The 21,448-nt window shown below is 52.8% G+C and carries 17 protein-coding genes; 9 read left to right on the forward strand and 8 right to left on the reverse strand.

All coding sequences use genetic code 11. The features are described from left to right. Positions 1-10: 10 nt before the first annotated feature. The 4 genes from ffh to OXG87_07205 all read right to left on the reverse strand — a co-directional run bounded on the left by ffh (position 11) and on the right by OXG87_07205 (position 3,801). Entirely contained in the window at positions 11-1,336 is a 1,326-nt protein-coding gene (gene ffh / locus OXG87_07190; GenBank protein ID MCY3869327.1) for a signal recognition particle protein, read from the reverse strand. A gap of 85 nt (positions 1,337-1,421) precedes the next feature. Beyond that, positions 1,422-2,078: a ribulose-phosphate 3-epimerase gene (gene rpe / locus OXG87_07195; GenBank protein MCY3869328.1), complete on the reverse strand. Its 657-nt coding sequence runs from the start codon at positions 2,076-2,078 to the stop codon at positions 1,422-1,424. An 85-nt stretch (positions 2,079-2,163) separates the two neighbouring features. Next, entirely contained in the window at positions 2,164-2,898 is a 735-nt protein-coding gene (locus OXG87_07200) for a PASTA domain-containing protein (GenBank protein ID MCY3869329.1), read from the reverse strand. 63 nt (positions 2,899-2,961) lie between these two features. Further along, the gene (locus OXG87_07205) at positions 2,962-3,801 is read right to left on the reverse strand and encodes a hypothetical protein (protein ID MCY3869330.1); all 840 of its coding nucleotides are present in this window, start codon (positions 3,799-3,801) and stop codon (positions 2,962-2,964) included. A 300-nt stretch (positions 3,802-4,101) separates the two neighbouring features. On the opposite strand from OXG87_07205, the gene OXG87_07210 reads away from it, so the two are divergent. Genes OXG87_07210 through OXG87_07240 form a run of 7 tightly spaced genes read left to right on the forward strand, consistent with a single transcriptional unit; the run spans position 4,102 to position 15,439 of the window. Continuing rightward, positions 4,102-4,839: a phytanoyl-CoA dioxygenase family protein gene (locus tag OXG87_07210; protein ID MCY3869331.1), complete on the forward strand. Its 738-nt coding sequence runs from the start codon at positions 4,102-4,104 to the stop codon at positions 4,837-4,839. Between the two features lie 32 nt (positions 4,840-4,871). Continuing rightward, a complete protein-coding gene (gene hrpA / locus OXG87_07215; protein ID MCY3869332.1) occupies positions 4,872-8,777 on the forward strand; it encodes an ATP-dependent RNA helicase HrpA in 3,906 nt (1,301 codons plus the stop codon). 8 nt (positions 8,778-8,785) lie between these two features. Beyond that, on the forward strand, positions 8,786-10,564 hold the full coding sequence (locus tag OXG87_07220) for an ABC transporter ATP-binding protein (GenBank protein MCY3869333.1): 1,779 nt from the start codon (positions 8,786-8,788) through the stop codon (positions 10,562-10,564). Then, complete coding sequence (locus OXG87_07225) at positions 10,564-12,318, forward strand: ABC transporter ATP-binding protein (protein MCY3869334.1); 1,755 nt, start codon at positions 10,564-10,566, stop codon at positions 12,316-12,318. Before OXG87_07220 ends, OXG87_07225 begins: the two co-directional genes overlap by 1 nt. A gap of 37 nt (positions 12,319-12,355) precedes the next feature. After that, positions 12,356-13,237, forward strand: a complete 882-nt coding sequence (locus OXG87_07230; protein MCY3869335.1) for a peptidyl-alpha-hydroxyglycine alpha-amidating lyase family protein — start codon at positions 12,356-12,358, stop codon at positions 13,235-13,237. 34 nt (positions 13,238-13,271) lie between these two features. Next, a complete protein-coding gene (locus OXG87_07235) occupies positions 13,272-14,015 on the forward strand; it encodes an aldolase/citrate lyase family protein (GenBank protein MCY3869336.1) in 744 nt (247 codons plus the stop codon). A 14-nt stretch (positions 14,016-14,029) separates the two neighbouring features. Then, complete coding sequence (locus OXG87_07240; GenBank protein MCY3869337.1) at positions 14,030-15,439, forward strand: MFS transporter; 1,410 nt, start codon at positions 14,030-14,032, stop codon at positions 15,437-15,439. A gap of 6 nt (positions 15,440-15,445) precedes the next feature. On the opposite strand, the gene OXG87_07245 is transcribed toward OXG87_07240, so the two are convergent. The 4 genes from OXG87_07245 to OXG87_07260 form a co-directional block, all read right to left on the reverse strand. Continuing rightward, on the reverse strand, positions 15,446-16,306 hold the full coding sequence (locus tag OXG87_07245; GenBank protein MCY3869338.1) for an amidohydrolase family protein: 861 nt from the start codon (positions 16,304-16,306) through the stop codon (positions 15,446-15,448). A 12-nt stretch (positions 16,307-16,318) separates the two neighbouring features. After that, positions 16,319-17,392 (reverse strand): aminopeptidase, encoded by a 1,074-nt coding sequence (locus OXG87_07250; GenBank protein ID MCY3869339.1) that lies wholly within the window; start codon positions 17,390-17,392, stop codon positions 16,319-16,321. 1 nt (position 17,393) lies between these two features. After that, positions 17,394-18,206, reverse strand: a complete 813-nt coding sequence (locus OXG87_07255; protein MCY3869340.1) for a sugar phosphate isomerase/epimerase — start codon at positions 18,204-18,206, stop codon at positions 17,394-17,396. A gap of 450 nt (positions 18,207-18,656) precedes the next feature. Next, positions 18,657-18,812 (reverse strand): hypothetical protein, encoded by a 156-nt coding sequence (locus OXG87_07260; GenBank protein MCY3869341.1) that lies wholly within the window; start codon positions 18,810-18,812, stop codon positions 18,657-18,659. Positions 18,813-18,855: 43 nt separating this feature from the next. On the opposite strand from OXG87_07260, the gene OXG87_07265 reads away from it, so the two are divergent. Both OXG87_07265 and OXG87_07270 read left to right on the forward strand, forming a co-directional pair. Next, the gene (locus OXG87_07265; protein MCY3869342.1) at positions 18,856-20,136 is read left to right on the forward strand and encodes a sulfatase; all 1,281 of its coding nucleotides are present in this window, start codon (positions 18,856-18,858) and stop codon (positions 20,134-20,136) included. Then, complete coding sequence (locus OXG87_07270; protein MCY3869343.1) at positions 20,136-21,356, forward strand: Gfo/Idh/MocA family oxidoreductase; 1,221 nt, start codon at positions 20,136-20,138, stop codon at positions 21,354-21,356. Before OXG87_07265 ends, OXG87_07270 begins: the two co-directional genes overlap by 1 nt. Positions 21,357-21,448: the final 92 nt, after the last annotated feature.

A 21,448-nucleotide genomic window follows, 5' to 3' on the forward strand; every position in this document is an offset into this window, starting at 1 on the left:
CTCCTTTGTATTATCCGAACATCGGAATTGCCATTTTGCCCTGTTTTTCCATACGGGACATGCGTTTCATCATTTTTTGCATCATGTTGAATTGCTTGAGCAATTTGTTGACATCTTGAATACTGCGCCCGCTGCCATTTGCAATGCGTTTGCGCCTGCTGCCATTAATAATATGCGGTTTGTCGCGTTCTGCTGGGGTCATTGAATAGATGATTGCCTCAATATGCGTGAAGGCCTTTTCATCCACCTGCAAGTCCGGCATGGACTTGCTTACTCCGGGAATCATTTTCATCAGTTGATCTAAGGGTCCCATCTGCCTGATTTGCGCCATTTGCTCGAGAAAATCGTCAAATGTGAACGATGCCGAGCGAAGTTTTTGCTCGACTTTTTTCGCCTGTTCAGCGTCAATGGACGCCTGTGCTTTTTCCACCAGTGTAACCACATCGCCCATGCCCAAAATGCGAGAGGCCATGCGGTCGGGATGAAATACTTCCAGGCCATCGACTTTTTCGCTGACGCCGATGTATTTAATCGGGACGCCGGCAACCTCGCGGATGGATAAAGCTGCGCCGCCGCGGGTGTCGCTGTCCATGCGCGTGAGTACTACGCCTGAAAAATTGAGTTTTTCGTAAAAGGCCGAGGCTGACGATACGGCATCTTGTCCGGTCATGGCGTCGCACACAAACAGAATTTCTGAGGGCGATACGGCTTCGCGGATGCGAAATACCTCATCCATTCGCTCGTCATCAACGTGTAGCCGACCCGCTGTATCGAGAATGACGACATCGCGATTTTCATTTTTCGCCCGATCCATCGCTTGCGTGCAAATATCGACCGGATCGGTGCCTTCTGGCGCCCGGTGTACGGGCACGCCCACTTGCTCGGCGAGCACGCAAAGTTGATCAATTGCTGCGGGACGATAAATATCAGCCGCCACGAGCAAGGGTTTTTTGTTTTCCGATGCCAATAGTCGGGCCAATTTTGCTGAGGCTGTCGTTTTACCCGATCCCTGGAGCCCAACCATCATTATTGCTGAGGGCGGCGATTCCGCAAATTGCAATGCGGCATTTTGATTGCCCATCAACGCGATCAATTCGTCGTGGACAACTTTTACAACTTGTTGCCCGGGCGTGATGCTTTTGAGCACTTCCTGACCTATTGCGCGTTCTTTGATCCGCGCAATAAAAGAGCGGGCAACTTTGTAGTTGACATCTGCTTCGAGCAATGCCCGGCGCACCTCTCGCATGGCGTCGTCGATGTTCGCCTCGCTCAATCGACCGCGGCTGCGAAGTTGCTTAAATACGCCATTGAGGCGCTCTGTCAACATTTCAAACATGAAAAACCCTTAAAAATGGCGGGGCAAGACGGAGAAATATAGAAGATTCGCCGATTTTATGCAAGAAATAAGCGGACGAAAATCCCTATCCCATTGCCGCCTGGCGAATGGCCTGTACGTTTTTTGCAATGGTCCCGTCGCGAAATACTGCCGAACCCGCTACGAGTACCTGTACGCCTGCTTCGACCACCTGATGTGCGTTTTCCACGCCTATGCCGCCGTCAATTTCTATTTCGACGTCCAATCCCTGCCGTGCGATTTCGGCTTTTAATGCCCGCACCCGATCGAGAGACGCCGGCATAAATGACTGGCCACCAAAGCCCGGTTCGACCGACATAATGAGTGCGAGGTCCAGGCTGGGTAACAGAGGAAATAACGCCTCGATATCCGTGCCCGGGCGCAGGGTAGCACCGGCTTTCATATTGGCTTTTCGGATGCGATCCAACAGTGGGGGTACATCTTCTTCAATCTCGACATGGACGGTCAAAATATCTGTGCCTGCATCGGCAAAATCTTGCAGATATTTACCGGGTTCAGAGATCATGAGATGCACGTCCAGTATCAGGTCTGTTGTTTTGCGGATGGCTTCGACGACCAGCGCTCCAAAGGTGATATTGGGCACAAAATGCCCGTCCATAATATCCAGATGGATATATTCGGCACCGGCCTCTTCGACCAGGCGCACCTGATTTTCGAGCGTGCGGAAATCGGCAGAGAGAAATGATGGGGCAATTTTTACCATATTAACCTCAAATTATTAGCTATCAGCTATCAGTTCCCCGCCCAGCCACCTCAAAATAGTTGTGCTTATTTTGCTGACTGCTGTATTACAGCTTACTCACAATCAACAGCACAGGAGACCCGCGTTTTATTGGCGTGCCCGATTCTGGCTCCTGGCGGATTACGATGTCGGGTTCATAAGCGGTGCTAAATTCGTATCGGATATTATTGGGTTGCAGACCGAGCGATAATAACAGACGCCGGGCTTCGTCTAATTTTAGCTCGGTAACCCGGGGCATATTGACAAATGCGCGAGGCGGACCCGTGCTTACAATCAGTTCGACCTGCGTCCCCTGGGCGACTTTTTCGCCAGCTTTGGGTTTGTGGTCGATAATATTGCCTTCTTTTATTTCTGAAGATGATATTTCGGTGATTTTACCGACGGTCAAATCCGCCTGTGCAATCCACAATTGAGCCTGTCGCAGAGGGCGGTTGCGAAGATCGGGTACGACGTGGAGACGCTGTCCCAAACTCGGCGCGACATAGACCGTGCGATTGGGTTTTACGTGCGAGAGGGCAGACGGATTTTGCCATACAATTTGTCCTGCAGGTACAGAAGCATCCCAGCGCGGTTCTCGCTCTTTCATGCGCAGGTCCTTGTCTTGCAATTGCGCCTGCGCCTGTGAAGGGGTAAGCCCGATGAGGTCGGGAACGGCGACTTCTACGCCTTGCCGCACATAGATCGGCATTGCAATTTGATCGATTACAATCAATCCGATTATTGCCGTAAATATGGCACACGCCCCAAAAAGGGCGATTTCGCGCAAAATTTTCAAGGCCAAATTCATGGTCCCAAAATAGCCGAAGGCCCAAATCCTGTCAAGCGCGGATACCTTAAGACAGGGTTAATGCTCATAGATTACTGAAGCGCGGTGCGTGATTCCCAGTACTGTATGCCATACTGCGGCATAGTCAATCACAAAGCCATTTTTTCGCAGGCCAAACCCCGCGCTCAATCGTTCTGGGCGGCTACCTGCACCTGTGCGTAGCACGAGTTGGGGGTGGATATGATACATCACCCCAATGCCCGCCCCTGTGGGGAAATTCGCTTCTTTCTGTATATCTGCTACCAGCGCGACCTGCGGCATGGCGACAATGCCCATTCCCACGGTGCCACCCTGTCCCAAAAGCGATGTGTGCCTGCTACCTGCATTCCAGATTGCTGCGCCCAGAAAGACGTTTTCGCGCATTTGCAATCTTATCCCGGCGTCAAATACCATCCAGTGTTGTGTGGGTATTCCCGCTGTGCTCAGTTGTAAGGCGCGTATGCCGAGGCCCAGGCTCAGTTGTTGAAATACGCGCAGTCCATAAGCGAGACCAAATACCTGTTCTTTGTATAGCGCAAATCCAAATCCCGTATATCTCGCGCCCAGGCCGTGAGGTCCAATCTTCAGACCAGCACTGAACGCATGGGTTGCCAGTTCGGCTATTCCAAAGGGCCGATCATACGTGCCAAACAAGCTTATTCGCTTGCCCCAGGCCAATGCCGCGGGATTCCAAAATGCGCCTGCAGCACCGGTTGCGAGTGCCACGCCTGCATCGCCAGCACCTGAGGTATGGGCACCAATGGGTTGAAATTCGAAGGCTGCGTGAGCCGACGAAGGGAGGAGTGCGAAAAGTACAATCTGGCAATACTTTGTTCGCAAAATGCGGAATAGTGGGTTGAGAAATATTTGATCTGACATGTGAGACCATGTGTGGAATGGGTTAGGGATGCGCGTTTTTCGCAGTTTATCTGCAAATGACATGCCAGAAATCTATATTTTTTTAACATGTTGATATTACACGTCAGAATCTGTTTATTCTCGGTTAGAACAGGCGGGTACCTGTTGGTAGCTATGCGACAGAATATTTCAATCTGTCGCTTGTTATTAGACAAAAAACTTTTTCAATTGAGGGCGTTGATCGCGGTTGATTTATGGGAAAAAAGAAACGATATTTTGTTTGTCCGATTTCTACAAATCTTTGCTGGGGGAGAGAAGATTATGGCTTATTTTACCGATAAAGAAAAATTGCATTTCAAAGAACAGGGGTATGTTGTCAAACGCGATGTGGTACCGATGCACTTGATCGATAAGGCGGTGGATGTGTTGTGGGAAGAGATTGAGGCTGATCGCGATGATCCCGAGACGTGGATCAATGCGGGTCCGAAGGGAAATTTGAAATGCAGCAGTCATCCCGATGTGCGAGCGACGTTGACGGAGACCCCGATTCAGGATATGTGCGAGGAGATGGTGGGTAAAGGGACCCTGGCAGTGTCGAATTACACATTTGCCAAGATGATTTATCCCGAGGGGCACGACAATTGGACGCCAGCCAGGCAGATGCATCTGGATGGCTATACGTGTGAAGGCGTGGTGGATACCTTTGCGATTGCGGTGACGGTGAATATCAATCACGTCAAGCCGCGCTCGGGTGGGTTTTCGATCTGGCCGGGTGCGCACAAGCGGGCTTATGAGTATTTTAAGACGCACAGTCTGGTGAATGGATTAGATGCATTTCGCAATGCGCAGGGGGAGTATTACGATCTTCCCACGCCGGTTGATGTTACGGGACCGCCGGGTACGGTGACGTTCTGGCATCATTTGATGTTGCACAGCCCGGGAGTAAATTGTGGGCGGGATATTCGCATGGCATTTGTGAGTCGATTTCGGCGGAGGGATAATAACGATATGCGCTTTGAGACGCCGGATGATATGTGGGCGTATTGGGATGGACTGTAGGCGGATTCAGCGTTGATATACCGAAGGATAGGATGGCGAGTAAAAACCAACAAATAAAAAAACGCAGATCGCGCAGAAAGCGGCCGAGTCCAATGTCGGCTGTGTGGTCGCTGCTGCCCGCGTGTATGCTCAAAGATGGCATGGAGATTGCGCGGCAGTTGCGGCAAATACAGCGGCAAAAGCGACGCGATACGGGACGGTTGAAGAATCTGAAGGTGCAGGCGGAGCGGTCGGCGGCGTTGCGGAAAGACCGGGAGGAGAATCCGCTACACCTGACGTATCCAGAGGCGTTGCCGATTACAGCGCGAAAGGATGAGATTGTCAGGGCGATTCGAGAGCATCCGGTGGTGATCGTGGCGGGTGAGACGGGGTCGGGGAAGACGACGCAGTTGCCCAAGATGTGTTTGGAGGCTGGCCGCGGTGTGGCGGCAAAAATTGCGTGTACTCAACCCCGGCGCGTGGCGGCGCTGTCGGTCTCGCGGCGCATTGCAGAGGAGTTAAATGTCGCGTGGGGTGCCGAGGTGGGGTGCAAAATTCGGTTTAAGGATGAGACGGCGCCCGAGACGCGGATCAAGATGGTGACGGATGGGATGTTGCTCGCGGAGATTCAGGGCGATCCGTATTTGTATGAGTACGATACGGTTATTATTGATGAGGCGCACGAGCGCAGTTTGAATATCGATTTTTTACTGGGGTATTTGCGTCTGTTGCAAAAGCGCCGCCCCGAGTTGCGGATTGTGATTACATCGGCGACGATTGATACGGAGACGTTTTCAAAGGCGTTTGACAATGCGCCCATTATTGAGGTGTCCGGGCGGATGTATCCGGTGGATGTGCAATATTTGCCTATAGAAGATCTCGCCGGGGAAAGTGATGTCCTGACGTATATCGATGCGGCGGTGACCGCAGTGGATATGGTGGTTGATGCGGGACGTGGCGATATTCTGGTTTTTATGCCTACGGAGAAGGATATCCACGAGACGCGCAGGCGTTTGGAGGGGCGACAGTTTCGCTTTACAGAGGTTTTGCCGCTGTTTGGGCGGTTGACAGCGGGCGATCAGCAGAAGGTGTTTCACAAGCAGAGGTATCGGCGCATTGTGGTGGCGACGAATATTGCGGAGACGTCGATTACGATTCCAGGTATTCGGTATGTGATCGATACGGGTCTGGCGCGAGTCAGCCGGCACAATCCGCGCAATCAGACGCATCGGCTGCCGGTGGAGGAGATTTCTCAAAGCAGTGCCAGGCAGCGAGCAGGGCGGTGTGGGCGCGTGCAAAATGGGGTGTGTATTCGCCTGTACGATGAGAAGAGTTTTCTCGGGCGGCCAGAGTACACGCAGCCCGAAATTCAGCGGTCGGATTTGGCTGAGGTCATTTTGCGGATGATTGCGCTGCGGCTGGGCGATGTCGAGACGTTTCCATTTATTGATCCCCCCCGTTCTCAGGCGATTCAGGGGGGATTTAATGTGTTGAGGGCACTGGACGCGATTGATGATCGCAAGCGTTTGACGCCGCTGGGACGCGATATGGCGCGTTTGCCGCTTGCGCCGACGGTATCGCGGATGATTTTGCAAGCGCAAAAAGAACGCGCTTTGCGCGAGGTGCTGGTTATTGCGTCGGCAATCAGCATTCAGGACCCGCGCGTGCGGCCGCTCGAGCAAGAGAAGGCCGCAGACCAGGAGCACAAGCGGTTTGTAGATGGAGAGTCGGATTTTATCGCGTTGCTGAATATCTGGAAGGCGTATCACGATACGTTTGAGAAATTGAGAACGCAGAGCCAGATGCGAAAATTTTGTAAGCAGCATTTTTTGTCTTTTAATCGCATGCGCGAATGGCGCGATATTTACATGCAGATTCGACACACGCTGCGCGAGATGGGCGCTTTTCGGATGAACCGGGACGATGCGGGATACGATGCGATTCACCGGTCGGTGGTGAGTGGGTTGTTGGGCAATGTGGCGCAAAAGAAGGAAGGCAATATGTATCGCGCAGCGCGCGGGCGCGATGCGATGTTGTTTCCCGGGTCTGGGCTGTTTCAACGGCGAGAGGAAGGGGAGGATAATAAAAAGAGTACGCCCGGTTGGGTTGTGGCTGCGGAGGTGGTGGAGACGTCGCGTTTGTATGCGCGCACTGTGGCTCGCATACAGCCGTCGTGGCTGGTGGAGTTGGGCGGACATTTGTGCCGGGCATCGTATAAGGAGCCGTTTTACAGTATGCGGTCGGGGCGGGTGCTGGCGACCGAGACTTTGACGCTGCACGGTTTGCAGGTGGGGCAAAAGCGCGTGGGGTATGGACGCATAGATGCCAGTGCTGCGACGGAGATTTTTATCCGCGAGGCTCTGGTGAATGATGAGGTGGCGTTGCCCTATGAGTTTGTAGCTCAGAATCGGGATTTGCGCGCGCGCGTGGAAACATGGCAGATGCAACAGCGGTTGATGCAATTTCTGGATCTGGACGAGGCTGCATATCGGTTTTATGCCGAGCGATTGGAGAATGTGTCTTCTACGCACGATTTGAATCGCCTGGTTAAGAGAAAGGGCGCGGATTTTTTGCTGATGTCCGAAAAGCATCTGGCGGGCGAGCAGGTGGATTTTGATCGGGATGCGTTTCCCAATTTTTTGGAGGTGGATGGCGAAGAGGTGCCGCTTTCTTATGCGTATCGGCCCGGGCAGGATCGAGATGGCGTGACGTTGCAATTGCCGTACAAGCTGGTGCATTTTGTACAGCCTGAGGTGCTGGACTGGCTGGTGCCGGGGTTGTTGGAAGAGAAGATTACGCATTTGTTGCGCGGGCTTCCAAAAAGTATTCGCAAGCGGTTTGTTCCCGTGCCGGACAGGGCGCGAGAGATTGCCGCGGTTTTGCAGCCAACTCACGGCGCGTTTTTGGATTCGCTGTCTGCTCATATTCTGGGTACATACGGTATTGAGATTTCTCAAAGCGATTGGAATGTGCGCGATTTGCCCGAACATTTGCAGATGCGCGTGGAAGTTCGAGACGAGAAAGAGAAGGCGATTGTGGCGGCGCGGGATTTGCGCGTGTTGCGCGAGCAGTTAGATGCGCGCGAAGAAGATGTGCAGTCCGATGCGTGGATGCGGGCGCAGAAGCAGGTGGCGCGCCGAGATGTGACGGGGCAGACGCTGGGTGAATTACCCGAGCGCGTAGAGGTGATGCAAGCCGGTGGGATGCCGGTGTTTGGCTATGTGGGGTTGAAGCGCGAGGGAGGTCGCGTGGATGTGTGTTTGTTTAAGCGCGCGGATGAGGCGGAACGCGAGACCCAGGTGGGTTGGATGCGGTTGTGCGAGCGCGAAATGCGGGATGAGATGCGGGCGTTGAAGCGGTCTTTGGGCGATTTGAAGCAGTTTGAGGGCGGGCGCGAGGCTTTGCGCGAGGGTGCGTACGCAAATTTAATGGCGCATCTGTTCACGCGAGACGCGGCGTTTCCCATAACGCGCCAGCGCTTTGAATCGCGCGTTCAACAGGCGCGGTTGTATTTGCAGCATCTGGCACCGCAATTGATTCAGGCGATGGAATCGCTGTTTGAGACGCACCGGGAAATTCGCCTGTTGCGCAGTGGATATTCCGGGATGGAGGCCGATCTCGCGCGTTTGATGCCGCCGGATTTTTTGCGACAAACGCCTTATGATCAGGTGTTGCATTTGGGTCGGTTTTTGAAGGCGATTGTGATACGGGCCGAACGCGCGATGCTCGATCCGCTGAAGGACCGACAAAAGGCCGATCAGGTTCAGCCGTTTCAAGACGCGGTGGATGAGTTGATGGATTCGGAATTGACGGGTGCGAAGCGCGATGCAGTGCAGGCGCTGCGGTGGATGGTCGAGGAGTTTCGGGTGTCGGTTTTTGCACAGGAACTCGGTACGGCGCAAAAGGTGTCGCCAAAGCGATTGTACGATAAATTGGAGCAGGTGAGAGGGATGGTGTAGAGGTTTTTATGACGCTTAACTTTTTTAAACCCTTTGCGGAGTATGTCTATCCCCACCGGTGGAAGATTTTCTGGGGATTGGTGCTGTTGCTGGGTACGCAAGCGGTTCAGGCGCTCGTTCCGTTGTTGATGAAATGGGCGATTGATACGGCCAAAGCAGGACTGGATGCCGGGGATCTTACGGGCGATGTGGTCGATACAATCACGGGCAGCCCGATGGGCGATTTGCAGATGTACGGGGCGCTCATGGTCGTGCTCGGTATCGCGCAATGGGGCATGTCCTTTGGGATGCGCTGGTTTATTGCCAGTGCGTCTCGTTTTATAGAGCGCGATATTCGCACGATTTATGTGCGACATATTGTGCGGCTACCGCTGAGTTTTTTCCAGGCGCAGCGCGTGGGCGATTTAATGGCGCGGGCGACCAATGATGTGGAAGCGATTCAGCGGTTTTTTTATTTTGCGTATCGGCTGTCGCTACAGGCGGTTTTGAGTTTTGTGATCAGTCTTGTTTTGATGTGCATCATTGACTGGCAGTTGGCTCTTTTGGCGCTGGCTCCTATGCCTGTGATGGCTTTTTGTGCGCGGTGGGTCGGGCAAAAGGTGCGCGTGGGCTACCGACGGGTTCAGGAACAATTTGCCGCCGTCAGTTCAAAAATTCAGGAGAATTTGACGGGTATGCGAATGGTGAAAGCCTTTGCCATGCGCCCGCTTGAGATTGTGGATTTCGGGATTCTCAATGAAGAATACGTCACGCGCAACCGCCATTTGATTAAGATCCGCAGCCTGTATTATCCGTTCACGTTTTTGTTGAGCGGTGTTTCTATGATTGTGATTTTGTGGTTGGGTGGTCTGCGGGTGATTGAGGGGAGTTTGAGCCTGGGGGCATTTGTGGCGTTCAATGCGTATTTGCTGCGGATGAGTCGCCCGATGTCGATGCTGGGGAGAATTGTCGATGAGTATCAACGCGCGGTGGCTTCGCTGAGGCGTATTGAAGAGGTTTTGAAAGTATCGCCGCAACCCGATGTGGTGGGTGGTGCGACAGATGGTATCACGGGGGAGATCGAATTTCGCAATGCGAGTTTTTCGTACAATGGTCAACGGGTGCTCAAAGATATCAATCTTCGGATTCCAGCGGGGAGTACGCTTGCCGTGGTGGGGCGCGTGGGTTCGGGAAAATCCACGCTGGCGCGGTTGATCCCCCGGTTGATCCAGGCGGATGGAGGGCGGGTTTTGGTCGATGGCAAGCCGGTGGAAGATATACCGCTTCAGACCATTCGTGATGCGACCGGGTATGTGCCGCAGGACGCATTTTTGTTTTCGGATACGATTCGGGAAAATGTGGCTTTGGGCACGCGGGCAGAGGGCGATGTTGTGCGCGCGACCGAGATTTCGCAATTGGCTCCGGATTTGCACCTTTTTCCCGATGAGTTAGAGACGATTGTGGGAGAGCGCGGGGTCACGCTTTCGGGGGGACAAAAACAGCGCACAGCTATTGCGCGTGCGGTGATTCGAGAGCCGCAGATTTTGATTATGGACGATGCATTGGCCAGTGTGGATACGCGGACTGAAGAAGAGATTCTCAAACATTTGCGCGATATTATGGCTTCGCGCACGACGATTTTGATTGCCCATCGCATTTCGACTGTGAAAGATGCCGACCATATTATTGTGCTGGATGAGGGGCGCATTGTAGAGCAGGGGTCACACGATGAATTGGTTGCGCACGATGGAATTTATGCGGATATGTTTCGACGCCAGCATCTGGCTCGGGAATTGGAAATATTGTAATGGAAGAAGAGGAAATTGGTCATAAGGGTTTTGATCTGCGTTTGATGGCGCGGTTGATGAACTTTCTCAGGCCCTACAAGTGGTGGGTTGTTCTCACGTTTGTGCTCATTATTGTCGCAGCGGTTGTGCGACAGGCCGGGCCTTATTTGACCAAGATTGCGGTGGATGATTATATCGTGCCGGGAGATGCGGATGGGTTGACCTATCTGGTCATGCTCTATATTGGTCTGCTTGTCGCGCAATTTGGTGTGGGGTATTGCCAGAGCTGGACGACCAATATGATCGGGCAATGGGCTATGCACGATGTGCGGTTGCAGATTTTTATGCATTTGCAGCGGTTGCCCATGCGTTTTTTCGACCGCACGCCTGTGGGCCGTTTGATGGCGCGCAATACAAATGATGTGGATGCCCTCAACGAGTTGTTTACCGATGGCATTGTGTCGATGATTAGCGATATTTTTACGATTATCACGATTCTCGCATACATTTTTTATATGGATGTCACGCTCGGCTTGTTGATCTGTCTCGCATTGCCGGTGGCTTTTGTCGCAACCGTGTGGCTGCAGAATAAGACCTTTTTTGCGTATCGCGTTGCGCGCACCTTATTCGCGCGATTTAGTTCATCGCTGCAGGAGACTGTGTCCGGGATGGAGGTGGTGCAGTTATTTGGTTGTGAAGATCGCTGTGTGAAGCGGTTTGAAGATCCGAATAAGGAGTATCTGGATGCGCGGCTAAAGAGTTCGTTTTACCATGCGATTTATTTTCCGATTATGGAGTTGGGCGGTGTTTTGTTGTCCGCACTGGTGTTGTGGTATGGCGGCGCGCGGGTGCTGGATGGGGAAATTCAGTGGGGCGTGCTCGTGGCGATGTTGCAATATGTTCCGCGGTTTTTTATGCCCCTCCGCGATATTGCCGATCGTTTTACCGTGCTTCAGGTTGCGATGGCGTCTTCAGAGCGCATTTTTGAGTTGTTGGATGCGAAGCCAGAATCACTTGGCGGCACTGTGAAGGCCGATCACTTGAAGGGCGAGATCGCGTTTCAGAATGTCTGGTTTGCGTACAATGAAGGCGAATGGGTGTTGCGCGATGTGTCTTTTCGCGTTGCGCCGGGGCAGAGTTTGGCATTGGTTGGGGCGACGGGCGCGGGTAAGAGTACTGTGATTAGTCTGGTGTGTCGGTTCTACGATATTCAGCGGGGTGCGATTCTGGTGGATGGTGTCGATATTCGCGAGTGGGATGTCGAGGAGCTTCGCAGGCGCATTGGGGTCGTGCAACAGGATGTTTTTCTTTTTGCTGGCGATATTGAGGCCAATATCAGTTTGGGACATCCGCGCATTAGCCGCCAGGAGGTCGAGCAAGCCGCGCGCGATGTCAATGCAGACCGGTTTATCGACAAGTTGCCCGCTACTTATGAGCACGAGGTCCTGGAGCGGGGTAGTTCGCTTTCGGTTGGTCAGCGTCAGTTGATATCTTTTGCGCGCACGCTGGCTTCTGGTCCAGATATTCTCATTCTGGATGAGGCGACGGCGAATGTGGATACGGAGACCGAGATGTGGATTCAGGATGCGGTGGCAAAATTGATGCGGTCGCGGACTTCGATTGCGATTGCACACCGCCTTTCTACCATTCGAAATGCGGATAATATTCTGGTGATGCACCGCGGGCAAATCCGCGAGGAAGGCGACCACGATACGCTGCTCAAGCAGAATGGGATTTATGCCCGGCTTTATCAGTTGCAGTATCAAGAGGAATAGGGGATTCGTCTATTCGTTATTTTCAAGGAGGTGCAATATGTTGTTTGGAGAAGGCGATTATCGGTACGAGGAAGTCGAGGGGTGGGCGAAATTGCCCGAGGGGTGGGTGTTTACGCAGGTGTCGGATGCTGCGGTGGATTCACAGGGCCGCATTTACGCCTTTACGCGCGGTGTTCATCCCGTGGTCGTGTTTGATAAGGATGGCAATTTTATTACGTCGTGGGGGTATGGCGATTTTGGTATTTCGCCGAATTTGATCAGTCAGTCACACGGCATTTTTATCGATCCGGACGATAAGGTGTTTTTGACGGATTCGTATCAGCATATTGTCAGGCGTTATACCCGGTTGGGCGAGTTGGAGCGCGAATGGGGCACCCGCGGGGTTCCCGGTCCGACGTTTCATCGCAGGGAATACAATATGCCAACGGGTGTTGCTTATGCGCCAGATGGCAATTCGTTTTACGTGTCGGATGGGTATGGCAGCCGGTGTGTTCACAAGTATTCGCGCGATGGCGAGCATATCGCGGTGTGGGGCGAAGGGGGGAGTGGACCGGGGCAGTTTGCATTGGTGCACAATATCGGGTGCGATAAGACCGGGCGGGTTCTGGTGTGCGACCGGGAGAATAGCCGCATTCAGATTTTTGATCCAGATGGGAAGTTTATGGAGATGTGGACCGATGTGATGATGCCGGGCGATGTGTGGATTACGGATGACAATACGATTTATGTGGCGGAGCAAGGGGGCGGGGGGCGCATCAGCGTGTGGTCTGCGGATGGGGAGTTGATTTGCCGCTTTGAAGATAAGAGTGCTGTGCAGTCGCCGCACGGGCTTTGCGTGGATGACGAGGGTAGTATTTATGTGGCTGAGATCGGTATGGAGGGACAGGGACAGCGGTTGCAAAAATTTGCGAGGGTTTAGGGTTTTTAAGTAATCACAACATAGGGAGGGGTTTATGGCTACACCAAATCGCATTCTCGAGCGTTATCGCAATGGCGAAAAAGCCGTTGGCGTGCAGATGAGTTTTGTTTCAGAAATTGTGATCGAAGTGGCGGCTAAGATGGGGATGGATTTTATTTCGCTGGATGGGCAGCACGGCGCATTGACGCTGCCGACTATTGAGACGGTCTGTCGCCTTTGCGATGCTTATGGTATGACGCCGACTATGCGGGTTGTGGATCAGTCCGAGGCGGCTATTTTGACGGCGCTGGACCGGGGCATGCAGATGATTACGGTGCCCAATTTGCAGACTGCCGAGGAAGCCGAGCGGATTGTCCAGTTTGGTTTTTACGGGCCTTTGGGTCGGCGGAGCGCGATGAGCCAGCGCGTGGCTTATGGTTTGAACGATACCAGTGATAGTCGAAAGATTTTTGAGTTTACAAATGACAATACCATTATTGTGCCGCAGCTCGAGAGCAAGACGGCTTTTGACAATTTGGATGAGATTCTTCAGGTTGACGGGCTTATGTTTTTTGCGGGTGGTCCTCAAGATATCGCGCAGTCCATGGGGTATCCCGGAGAGCCGAATCATCCGGCGTGTATAGCGGCGTATGAGGCGGCGTGTGATAAGGTACGTGCGGTGGGGAAGCACATGAGTGGCGATGTGATGGTTAGTTTGGATGCTTTTGGGGCGATCTACGATGCGGGGAAGGCGTTGCTCGAAGCACACGGCCGCGAGTGTGGTATGAAGATTGGTTGAATTGCGAGGTGAGTTTGTCTAAGGGACAGGTAGAATCCGAGGAGGCAGAACCGCTGTCTCCTCGGGCGGCCCGGCGCGTGTTGATTAGCCTGATGTTTTCGTCTATGCTGATGCCTATGGTGGCTGGCATGTCGCGGGTTGCATTGCCGGTTATTCGGGATGATTTTGGGATTCCCGCAGATTTGACGGCGTGGGTTCTGGCAGCTTTTATGCTGCCTTTTGTCGTTTTGATGCCGATTTATGGGCGTTTGAGCGATGGCGTTGACCGGCGGCTGTTGATTCTGTTGGGGACTGTGATTTTTGGCGTTGGTTCCACGATGACGTTTCTGGCGCCGAATATGCGCTGGTTGATGGCTGGCAGGGCGATTCAGGGTATTGGCGTGGGGGGGATGACGCCGATGGGTATGGCGTTGCTTGTGTCGATTTTTAGTGAGGGAGAGCGCGGGCGCGTCCTGGGGACGTGGAGTGCGGTGGGTCCGGCGATGAGTTTTTCGTCGTCGTTTGTCGCGGGTATTCTCATTGCTCTTTGGGGATGGCGCGCCGCTTTTGTGCCGGGTCTTTTGCTCAGTGTTGTGACTTTTGTCGCGATTTACAGGGGGGTGCCTTCTCAGGTGATTGGAGAGGCGTCTAAATTTTTGCGGCAGTTCGATTGGGGTGGGGTCGGGTTGTTGTCGGGTGGGATTGTGTTTTTGATGTTTTACCTTTCCAGTCGGTCTGTGACGGGGGTTGCCCCGTTTGAGGATTGGCGGTTGCTTTTGGGCGCGGGGTTGTTTTTTGCCGGTTTCTGGTGGTGGGAAAGAGGGCGGAGAGATCCTTTTCTTCCGCTCAATTTTTTTGGCAATCGCATGTTTTGTCGGGTGACGTTTTGCGCTTCGATGCGGATGTTTGTGCAGGGCGGTATTGGGGTGTTGATGCCGCTGTATCTGGTCGATGTTCACCGCATGGGTCCGGCACTGTTGGGCGTGTTTTTGATTATTAGTTCTGCGGCGATGACGCTGATTGTTCGGTTTGGCGGGCAGATGTCCGATCGTTTTCAGAGTCGGTGGCTGGTGATGATTGGGATGTTTGTGCAGTTGACGGTGATGCTGTCTTTTGCCCATTTGTCCGATGCGATTTCGACCTGGGTTATTGCTGGTTTGCTGACGTACTACGGGCTTGGCGCTGGGTTGATGCTGGCTGCTTTGCACAGTACGGTTATGGGTACTGTCGATTCAGATCAGATGGGTGCTGCTGCAGGTCTTTATAGTATGTTGCGGTTTATGGGGATGGCGATCAGTACGGCACTGATCGGGGTGGTGTTGCAGTTTTTCTTCGATGCAAACCTGTCCACGCTCGATGCGTACCAGAATGTGTTTATGGTGCTTGCGATATTTCCCGTTCTGGGGATGATTGTGGGGTTTGGATTGCGGGAGAAGAGGTTGTGAAGCACATTAATCATCACCCAATAGCTTCTGTGCGTTTTGATATGTTATTTTGTCAAATGCCTCTTTTGGTAAGTTCAGGCGCTGTAGATAGTCCATCAGGCGCGTGTCGAAATAATCCCTTCCAAATAACAGGCTATCTTGAAAATCGATCAAGAACTGTCTGCCAAATGCTTCGTCTCTGCTGATTGCGGTGAGTCCCGATCCCGCGGAGAGGTCGGCGTATAGATTGTCGTATTTTTTGAGCATCTGGGGTACTTTGCCGCCCGGTTCAACCGGACCTTTGGGATAGGCTTCTTTGTCGAATTTGCCGTCGCCGGAAATGTGTGCCCAGAATCCCGGGGCGTGGCCGATGAAGTTGGTTTCGGGACATGCAATAATCGCCCGTTCAAATGCTTCGATGCTGCCGCCATACCACCAGTTTGGTCGCGGATAATCCCCGCGTCCGTGATCTATGGGGTAGTCGAGATGGATCGTGATCGGCAAGCCCATGTCACCGCAGGCGTGATAGAGTCTGAGGGCATCCGGGTCGTCAAATACGACTCGTACCTTTAGTTCGCTGGCAACGCGAATCCCGTGAATTTCTACGGCTGCTTTCAGGCGGTCAATTGCGTCGGGCCGCTTTGGATGTGGCATATATCCCAGTACAAATCGGTCAGGGGCTGTGCGCCCTACCTGTATCACGTCTTCGAGGGGGATGCACACGCCTGTTGGAGGCAATACGTTGTGATAGCTGGGACTGTATTCGTCTTCTGGCGCTTCCCAGGAAAAGAGCCATAACTGGTCGATGTTTTGCTCGTCCATGTTTTTTAAGATTTTTTCGGCGTTGAATCCGTGCCAGTTTGGGTGATTGTGCGCGTCGATTAACATGTGAATCTCCTTTTAGATCAGATACTCGCCATCCCGGATGATTTGGCGTGTTTTCCCGTCTGCTGAAATCAACAGGAGTGACGCCACTTGTATCGGGCTGTCTTTGGCATAGACGATGTCTTCGTGAACAATATGTGCGGGGGATTTGAATTGTTCTGGCCCAATTGTGCCGCCGAGATGTTCGCTGCGTCCATAAGCCCAGTGAAAGCCCGCTTTTTCATCTTCTAAGACATTGCCCCAAACAACGGCTTTGGGGTTACATCCCAGGGCGAGTTCGGCGATGTTGCCGCGCGTCGGGTCTTCTTCGAAATAGGCTTTGAAGCTCGCGGCCTGTGTTGTTTCTCCCGCGACATCTACGATCCGATTGTTCTCGACCCGAAATACGATGACATCGCCGTTGTCACTGACGGGTATTTCACCTTCCGTGCGACTCGGGTCGCCCTTTCTTTCTCCTTCATAGGGTACCTGGAAACTCTCGCCACTCGGCAAATTGATAATGGGAAATGCCGAGTTTGCCTTTTCTCGGGGCAGTTGTCCGTCGTCTTTGTGGGCTTCTCCGTAGCGCAGGTCAACGGTCCATTTGTGGCCGGTTGAAAAAATAACCCGTGCGTATTCTGCTTCGGAGAGGGCGTCCATTAATATCTGGCAGCGGCGCGCCACTTCGGTATAATCCGCAGAGAGCGCGGTTTCTTCCATGCGGCGGGCAACGCCTGGCAATGATGCGGCGCGAAAATCATTGCGTGAACGCGCCCACATAGATAGGGGTGCCGTGGCGGAGAATTGCGTGAGTGCATTTACTATTGTCGCTTGCGTCAGGCCGTCGCGCAAGGGGATGGGTTCGCCTTTGTCGAGGGGCAAATTGCCATTGTGCGCGCCGGTCGCGGGAAAGGTAATGAGAGGCTGGACGTCAAAGCCAATCTGTTCGCCGAGCGATACCCAGGCTGCACGCCATTCGGCGGCCATTTCTCTGCGTTCGCGCCAGGTCTCGCTATCGCGCAGTTCACCGTGCGGGACATCGGCTATGATGGCTACTGTTTCGTCGGGTTCGGGATGAAATACATCTGTGAATAATTTGTGTAAGTCCATTTTACAGGTTGTCCAATACAGCGCGCAGTTGCCGCACGCCTTTTAGCATGAGGTCTGGGGATCCCCAGTGTTCGATGCTCACGTTGCCCGTATAACCGTCTGATAGGACCATTTTGAGCAGGTCTTCGTATTTTATATCGCTGTCGCGAATGGGGTCCAGTTCTTTGTCGGGGTTGGGTTTGACGTGCAGATGGGTGATTCGTCCTTTGATCTGTTCGTATCCATCTGGGATAGCCTGTTCGCCACACCCGATGCCGTTGTTCACATCCCAGCAGAAGCTGAATCCCGATGTGTCGCCGAGGGCGTCGGCTACCATTCTCGCTTCCGCACAGGTGCCGGCAATGGTCGCGCCTTCGTTTTCCAGGGATAGGGTGACGCCTTCGCGTTCGGCTGTTTTGGCTATGGGTTCGAGAAATGGCACGATGACGTCGAGATAATTCTCAACGCCGGGTCGATTTGCCCGGTCTCCTTTTTTTCGATTGGGATTCCACAGGGAAAAGCCGCGGATGACGGTTGTATCAAACGCTTTTGCGAGTTCGATCATGCGGTCAAATATGCGCTGGTGTTCGGCTTTTTCCTGGTCGCTGTCGTGGGCGCATTTGCCCACGGGCGAGCCGACAGACATAACGGTTACATTGTACTTTGCCAGTACGTCCTGGACGCGCTGCAATTCGTCGTTGTCGATTTCCTGGACGCGTTTGCCCCAGATGCCGCCGCGCAGTTCAATTCCCGTTGCACCCGCTTCTACGCCCAGGCGCACAGATTTATCAAAGTCGGCTTTGTCAATTTCATCTGCAAAATAACACAGTTCCATCCGTTCCTCCTGTAAATGGTTATACGAATCAACGAATCAACGAATCAACGAATCAATGAAACAGGTAATGTACCTGAAAGCCGTCATTGCGGCATGGTTTTAGCCGCAATCCAGAGATTTTGGGTAGTTGGGCGGGGTTCGTCTATTCGTCTATTCGTCTATTCGCGCTTTATAAAAGGTAGTATATTTCTTTTATCTCGTGCTTTCCCACAATAAATATAATATCTCCCCTCACAGTCAAAGAAAAACGCGACCCACGCGAGTTTATTTTTCGTTTTTAATTTTCGATTTTTAATTATCATGCGTTTTATGAATGAACAGACGCGAAAGAAAATTCTGCAATCCACACCACACCCAAAGGGGATTCGCAAGGTGGATAGAAAACGTCTGCTGGCACAATTGTCCCAGGCTGATCCGCCGCCCGATTACGACAGGTATATACGATCCAAATCATGGCAGATTAAACGGCAGAAGTTTCTTGCCCATTACAATTGCCAGTGCGTTTTGTGCGGGAGCAAAGAGCATTTGCACGTTCACCATCTGCACTACAAGACGCTGGGGAATGAGGGTGTAGAGGATGTGATTATTTGCTGCAGGCGTTGTCATTTTATAGAGCACTTTAAGAAGTGAGACGTTTCCGGAGATTTTTATGCCGAATATTATCATTATCACAACGCACGATACAGGTCGGCATTTTGGGTGTTATGGTGTCGATGCGGTACATACACCCGCGATTGATGCGATTGCCGATGATGGGTTCAAGTTTACCAATTATTTCACGACCAGCCCGGTGTGTAGCCCCAGCCGGGGGGCTATGCTTACGGGGCGCTATCCGCAGAGCAATGGGTTGATTGGGTTGACGCATTCGCCGTGGGATTGGTGTTTTAATGAGGGGGAGCGACATCTTTCGCATATTTTGCGGGATGCGGGCTATTACACGACTCTTTTTGGGTTGCAACACGAGGCGTCTAATACCGAGGATTTGGGTTTTGAAGCGACTTTTGCACAGCGCGATGAAACAGGCCGTCGCGCAAACGCGCTTGTGGTTGCCCAGGCTCTGGCTGATTTTCTCAGGGCTGACGCGGGTTCCAAGACGCCGTTCTACGCGCAAGTCGGTTTTTTTGAGACGCATCGTCCGCACGATTTTGGCGATGTGGGACCCGATGATAGCAAGGGTATTGATGTGCCGCCTTATCTGGTTGATGACGAGACGTCGCGGCGGGAACTCGCTCTGCAACAAGGTGCTATTCGTCGCGTTGATGAGGCGGTTCAGATTATTGCCGATGCTCTGAAAGAGAGTGGGTTAGAAGACGACACTTTGCTGGTTTTTACGGTTGATCACGGTATTGAGTTTCCGAGGGCTAAGTGGTTTTGTTATGATGCAGGTATTGGCGTTGCATTGCTTATGCGCTGGCCCGGTGGGGGTGTTCGGGGGGGACAGAGTTGTGGACATTTGCTCAGTAATGTCGATTTTTTGCCCACGCTTATGGATCTCATACAGCATCCCATTCCGGATAATGTGGAGGGCTTGAGTTTTGCCAGTGTGTTCAAAGATCCCGATGTGGAACCCACGCGGGATGCGGCTTTTTCGATTTTTCAGGGTAGCGATAGTCGGAGTGTTCGCACCGATCGCTATAAGTTTATTCGCAATTTTAGTCCGCGGCGTCTGATAGATGTGCCAGTTGATATGACCGATCCCCCAAGACCGCGCATCAAACAACCGGTGGCGCAACTCTACGATCTGGAAAAGGATCCCAATGAATTTGAGGATGTCGCCCGCAAACCCGAATATCGGGATGTTTATAACGCGTTGAGCCAGCGTCTGTGGCAATGGATGGAAGATGTAAATGATCCGTCGCTCAAGAGTCCGATTCCCACGCCGTATTATTGGGAGGCGATGGCGGAATATAACACGAGAAAGGAAGGGTAATGTCGAAAGGGAAAATCGTAAATCTCGCGCTTGTCGGCTGTGGCGGTATTGCCGGCGGGCATCTTCGGCGGTATGGAGAACTTATCGATAAGGGCGAAGACCGCTTTCGCATTGTTGCCACGGTTGATAGCGATATCAGTCGCGCACAGGCTTATGCCGATCAGATCAATGGGAAGACTGGATGGGCGGTCAATTGTTATCCCTCGGTCGAGGATCTGCTCAATTCAGAATCCAATCTCGATGGGGCCGATATATGCAGTCCCCACGGTTTGCATCATGTGCTCGCCTGTGAGTTGCTCGAAGGCGGTGTGAATATCTTGTGTGAGAAGCCCATTGGTATAACGGTTAAAGCCACGCAAAAAATTATCGATACAGCCAAACGCTGCAATAAGATCGCCGCGAATGCCGAACAGTGTCGCCGCAGTGTTGGGCAGCGCACGATTCATTGGGCGTTTAACGGTGGTCCGCTCGGCGAACCCAGGTTGTGGTACGCCATCAGGTCGGGATGGCAGGATCCCGCGAATTATCCCGACTGGCACTGGCGCGTGGATCGCAAACTCGGCGGTTGCGGGATGGTTATGGATAGCGGCGCGCACTGGGTGGATACTATGCGTTACTGGTTTGGGGAAGTGGAGAGTGTTTATGCGCGTGTGGAACAACTTGAACAGCGTCCCCATAAGAAAGGCGAGGATCTGGTCGATGACAGCCGCGAAGATTTTTGGACCAGTATTTTCAATTTTGAAAGTGGTGTGATTGGCACGTGGTCGTGGACAGTTAGCGCGCCCGGTAAGGGATTTACGCAACTCAATCTCACCGGAAGCAAGGGTACGATTGTCGAGCGCGATATTTTCCATCCGGCGGCGTCTCAGGCGCGCGGTGAATGCCAATTTATAGATGGCACGGCGTATGGTGTGTCCCAGCTTCAAGATATGTTTCTCGATTCACTGGGTCAGGGCGAAAAGGATCGCCTCTTTCCCTATGGTCTGACCGATGGCATGGCGATTGAGTTGTGGGATTTTATCGATGCTCTGAGTGTTGAGCGCGATGTGGAAATCGATGCCGAAGAGGGGCTTAAGAGCAAGGCCGTGAGCGAGGCGATTTACGAGTCTGGAAAAAGCGGACAGGTCGTCAAGGTGGGCGATGTGATATCCGGCAAGGTCTGCGCGTATCAGGAGGATATTGATCAGATGTGGGGGTTGGCGTCAACCACCCACGGCTAAAGCCAGTGGGCTTGTCCCTGCCACATGATTCCCCCGGTGGTTGACACCACCATTGGGGGTATGGCGAGACTTTAGGCTTGTTGACACAAAGC

This window comes from Gemmatimonadota bacterium (assembly GCA_026706845.1).
Taxonomy (GTDB): Bacteria; Latescibacterota; UBA2968; order UBA2968; family UBA2968; genus VXRD01.

What these genes read in the sequence shown, in the direction of transcription:
- OXG87_07235 (MCY3869336.1), top strand. Translation starts at nt 13,272, where the DNA reads ATGGCTACACCAAATCGCATTCTCGAGCGTTATCGCAATGGCGAAAAA.
- OXG87_07225 (MCY3869334.1), top strand. Translation starts at nt 10,564, where the DNA reads ATGGAAGAAGAGGAAATTGGTCATAAGGGTTTTGATCTGCGTTTGATG.
- ffh (MCY3869327.1), bottom strand. Translation starts at nt 1,336, where the DNA reads ATGTTTGAAATGTTGACAGAGCGCCTCAATGGCGTATTTAAGCAACTT.
- OXG87_07270 (MCY3869343.1), top strand. Translation starts at nt 20,136, where the DNA reads ATGTCGAAAGGGAAAATCGTAAATCTCGCGCTTGTCGGCTGTGGCGGT.
- OXG87_07255 (MCY3869340.1), bottom strand. Translation starts at nt 18,206, where the DNA reads ATGGAACTGTGTTATTTTGCAGATGAAATTGACAAAGCCGACTTTGAT.
- rpe (MCY3869328.1), bottom strand. Translation starts at nt 2,078, where the DNA reads ATGGTAAAAATTGCCCCATCATTTCTCTCTGCCGATTTCCGCACGCTC.
- OXG87_07265 (MCY3869342.1), top strand. Translation starts at nt 18,856, where the DNA reads ATGCCGAATATTATCATTATCACAACGCACGATACAGGTCGGCATTTT.
- OXG87_07205 (MCY3869330.1), bottom strand. Translation starts at nt 3,801, where the DNA reads ATGTCAGATCAAATATTTCTCAACCCACTATTCCGCATTTTGCGAACA.
- OXG87_07260 (MCY3869341.1), bottom strand. Translation starts at nt 18,812, where the DNA reads ATGACAACGCCTGCAGCAAATAATCACATCCTCTACACCCTCATTCCC.
- hrpA (MCY3869332.1), top strand. Translation starts at nt 4,872, where the DNA reads ATGGCGAGTAAAAACCAACAAATAAAAAAACGCAGATCGCGCAGAAAG.
- OXG87_07245 (MCY3869338.1), bottom strand. Translation starts at nt 16,306, where the DNA reads ATGTTAATCGACGCGCACAATCACCCAAACTGGCACGGATTCAACGCC.
- OXG87_07210 (MCY3869331.1), top strand. Translation starts at nt 4,102, where the DNA reads ATGGCTTATTTTACCGATAAAGAAAAATTGCATTTCAAAGAACAGGGG.
- OXG87_07220 (MCY3869333.1), top strand. Translation starts at nt 8,786, where the DNA reads ATGACGCTTAACTTTTTTAAACCCTTTGCGGAGTATGTCTATCCCCAC.
- OXG87_07230 (MCY3869335.1), top strand. Translation starts at nt 12,356, where the DNA reads ATGTTGTTTGGAGAAGGCGATTATCGGTACGAGGAAGTCGAGGGGTGG.
- OXG87_07250 (MCY3869339.1), bottom strand. Translation starts at nt 17,392, where the DNA reads ATGGACTTACACAAATTATTCACAGATGTATTTCATCCCGAACCCGAC.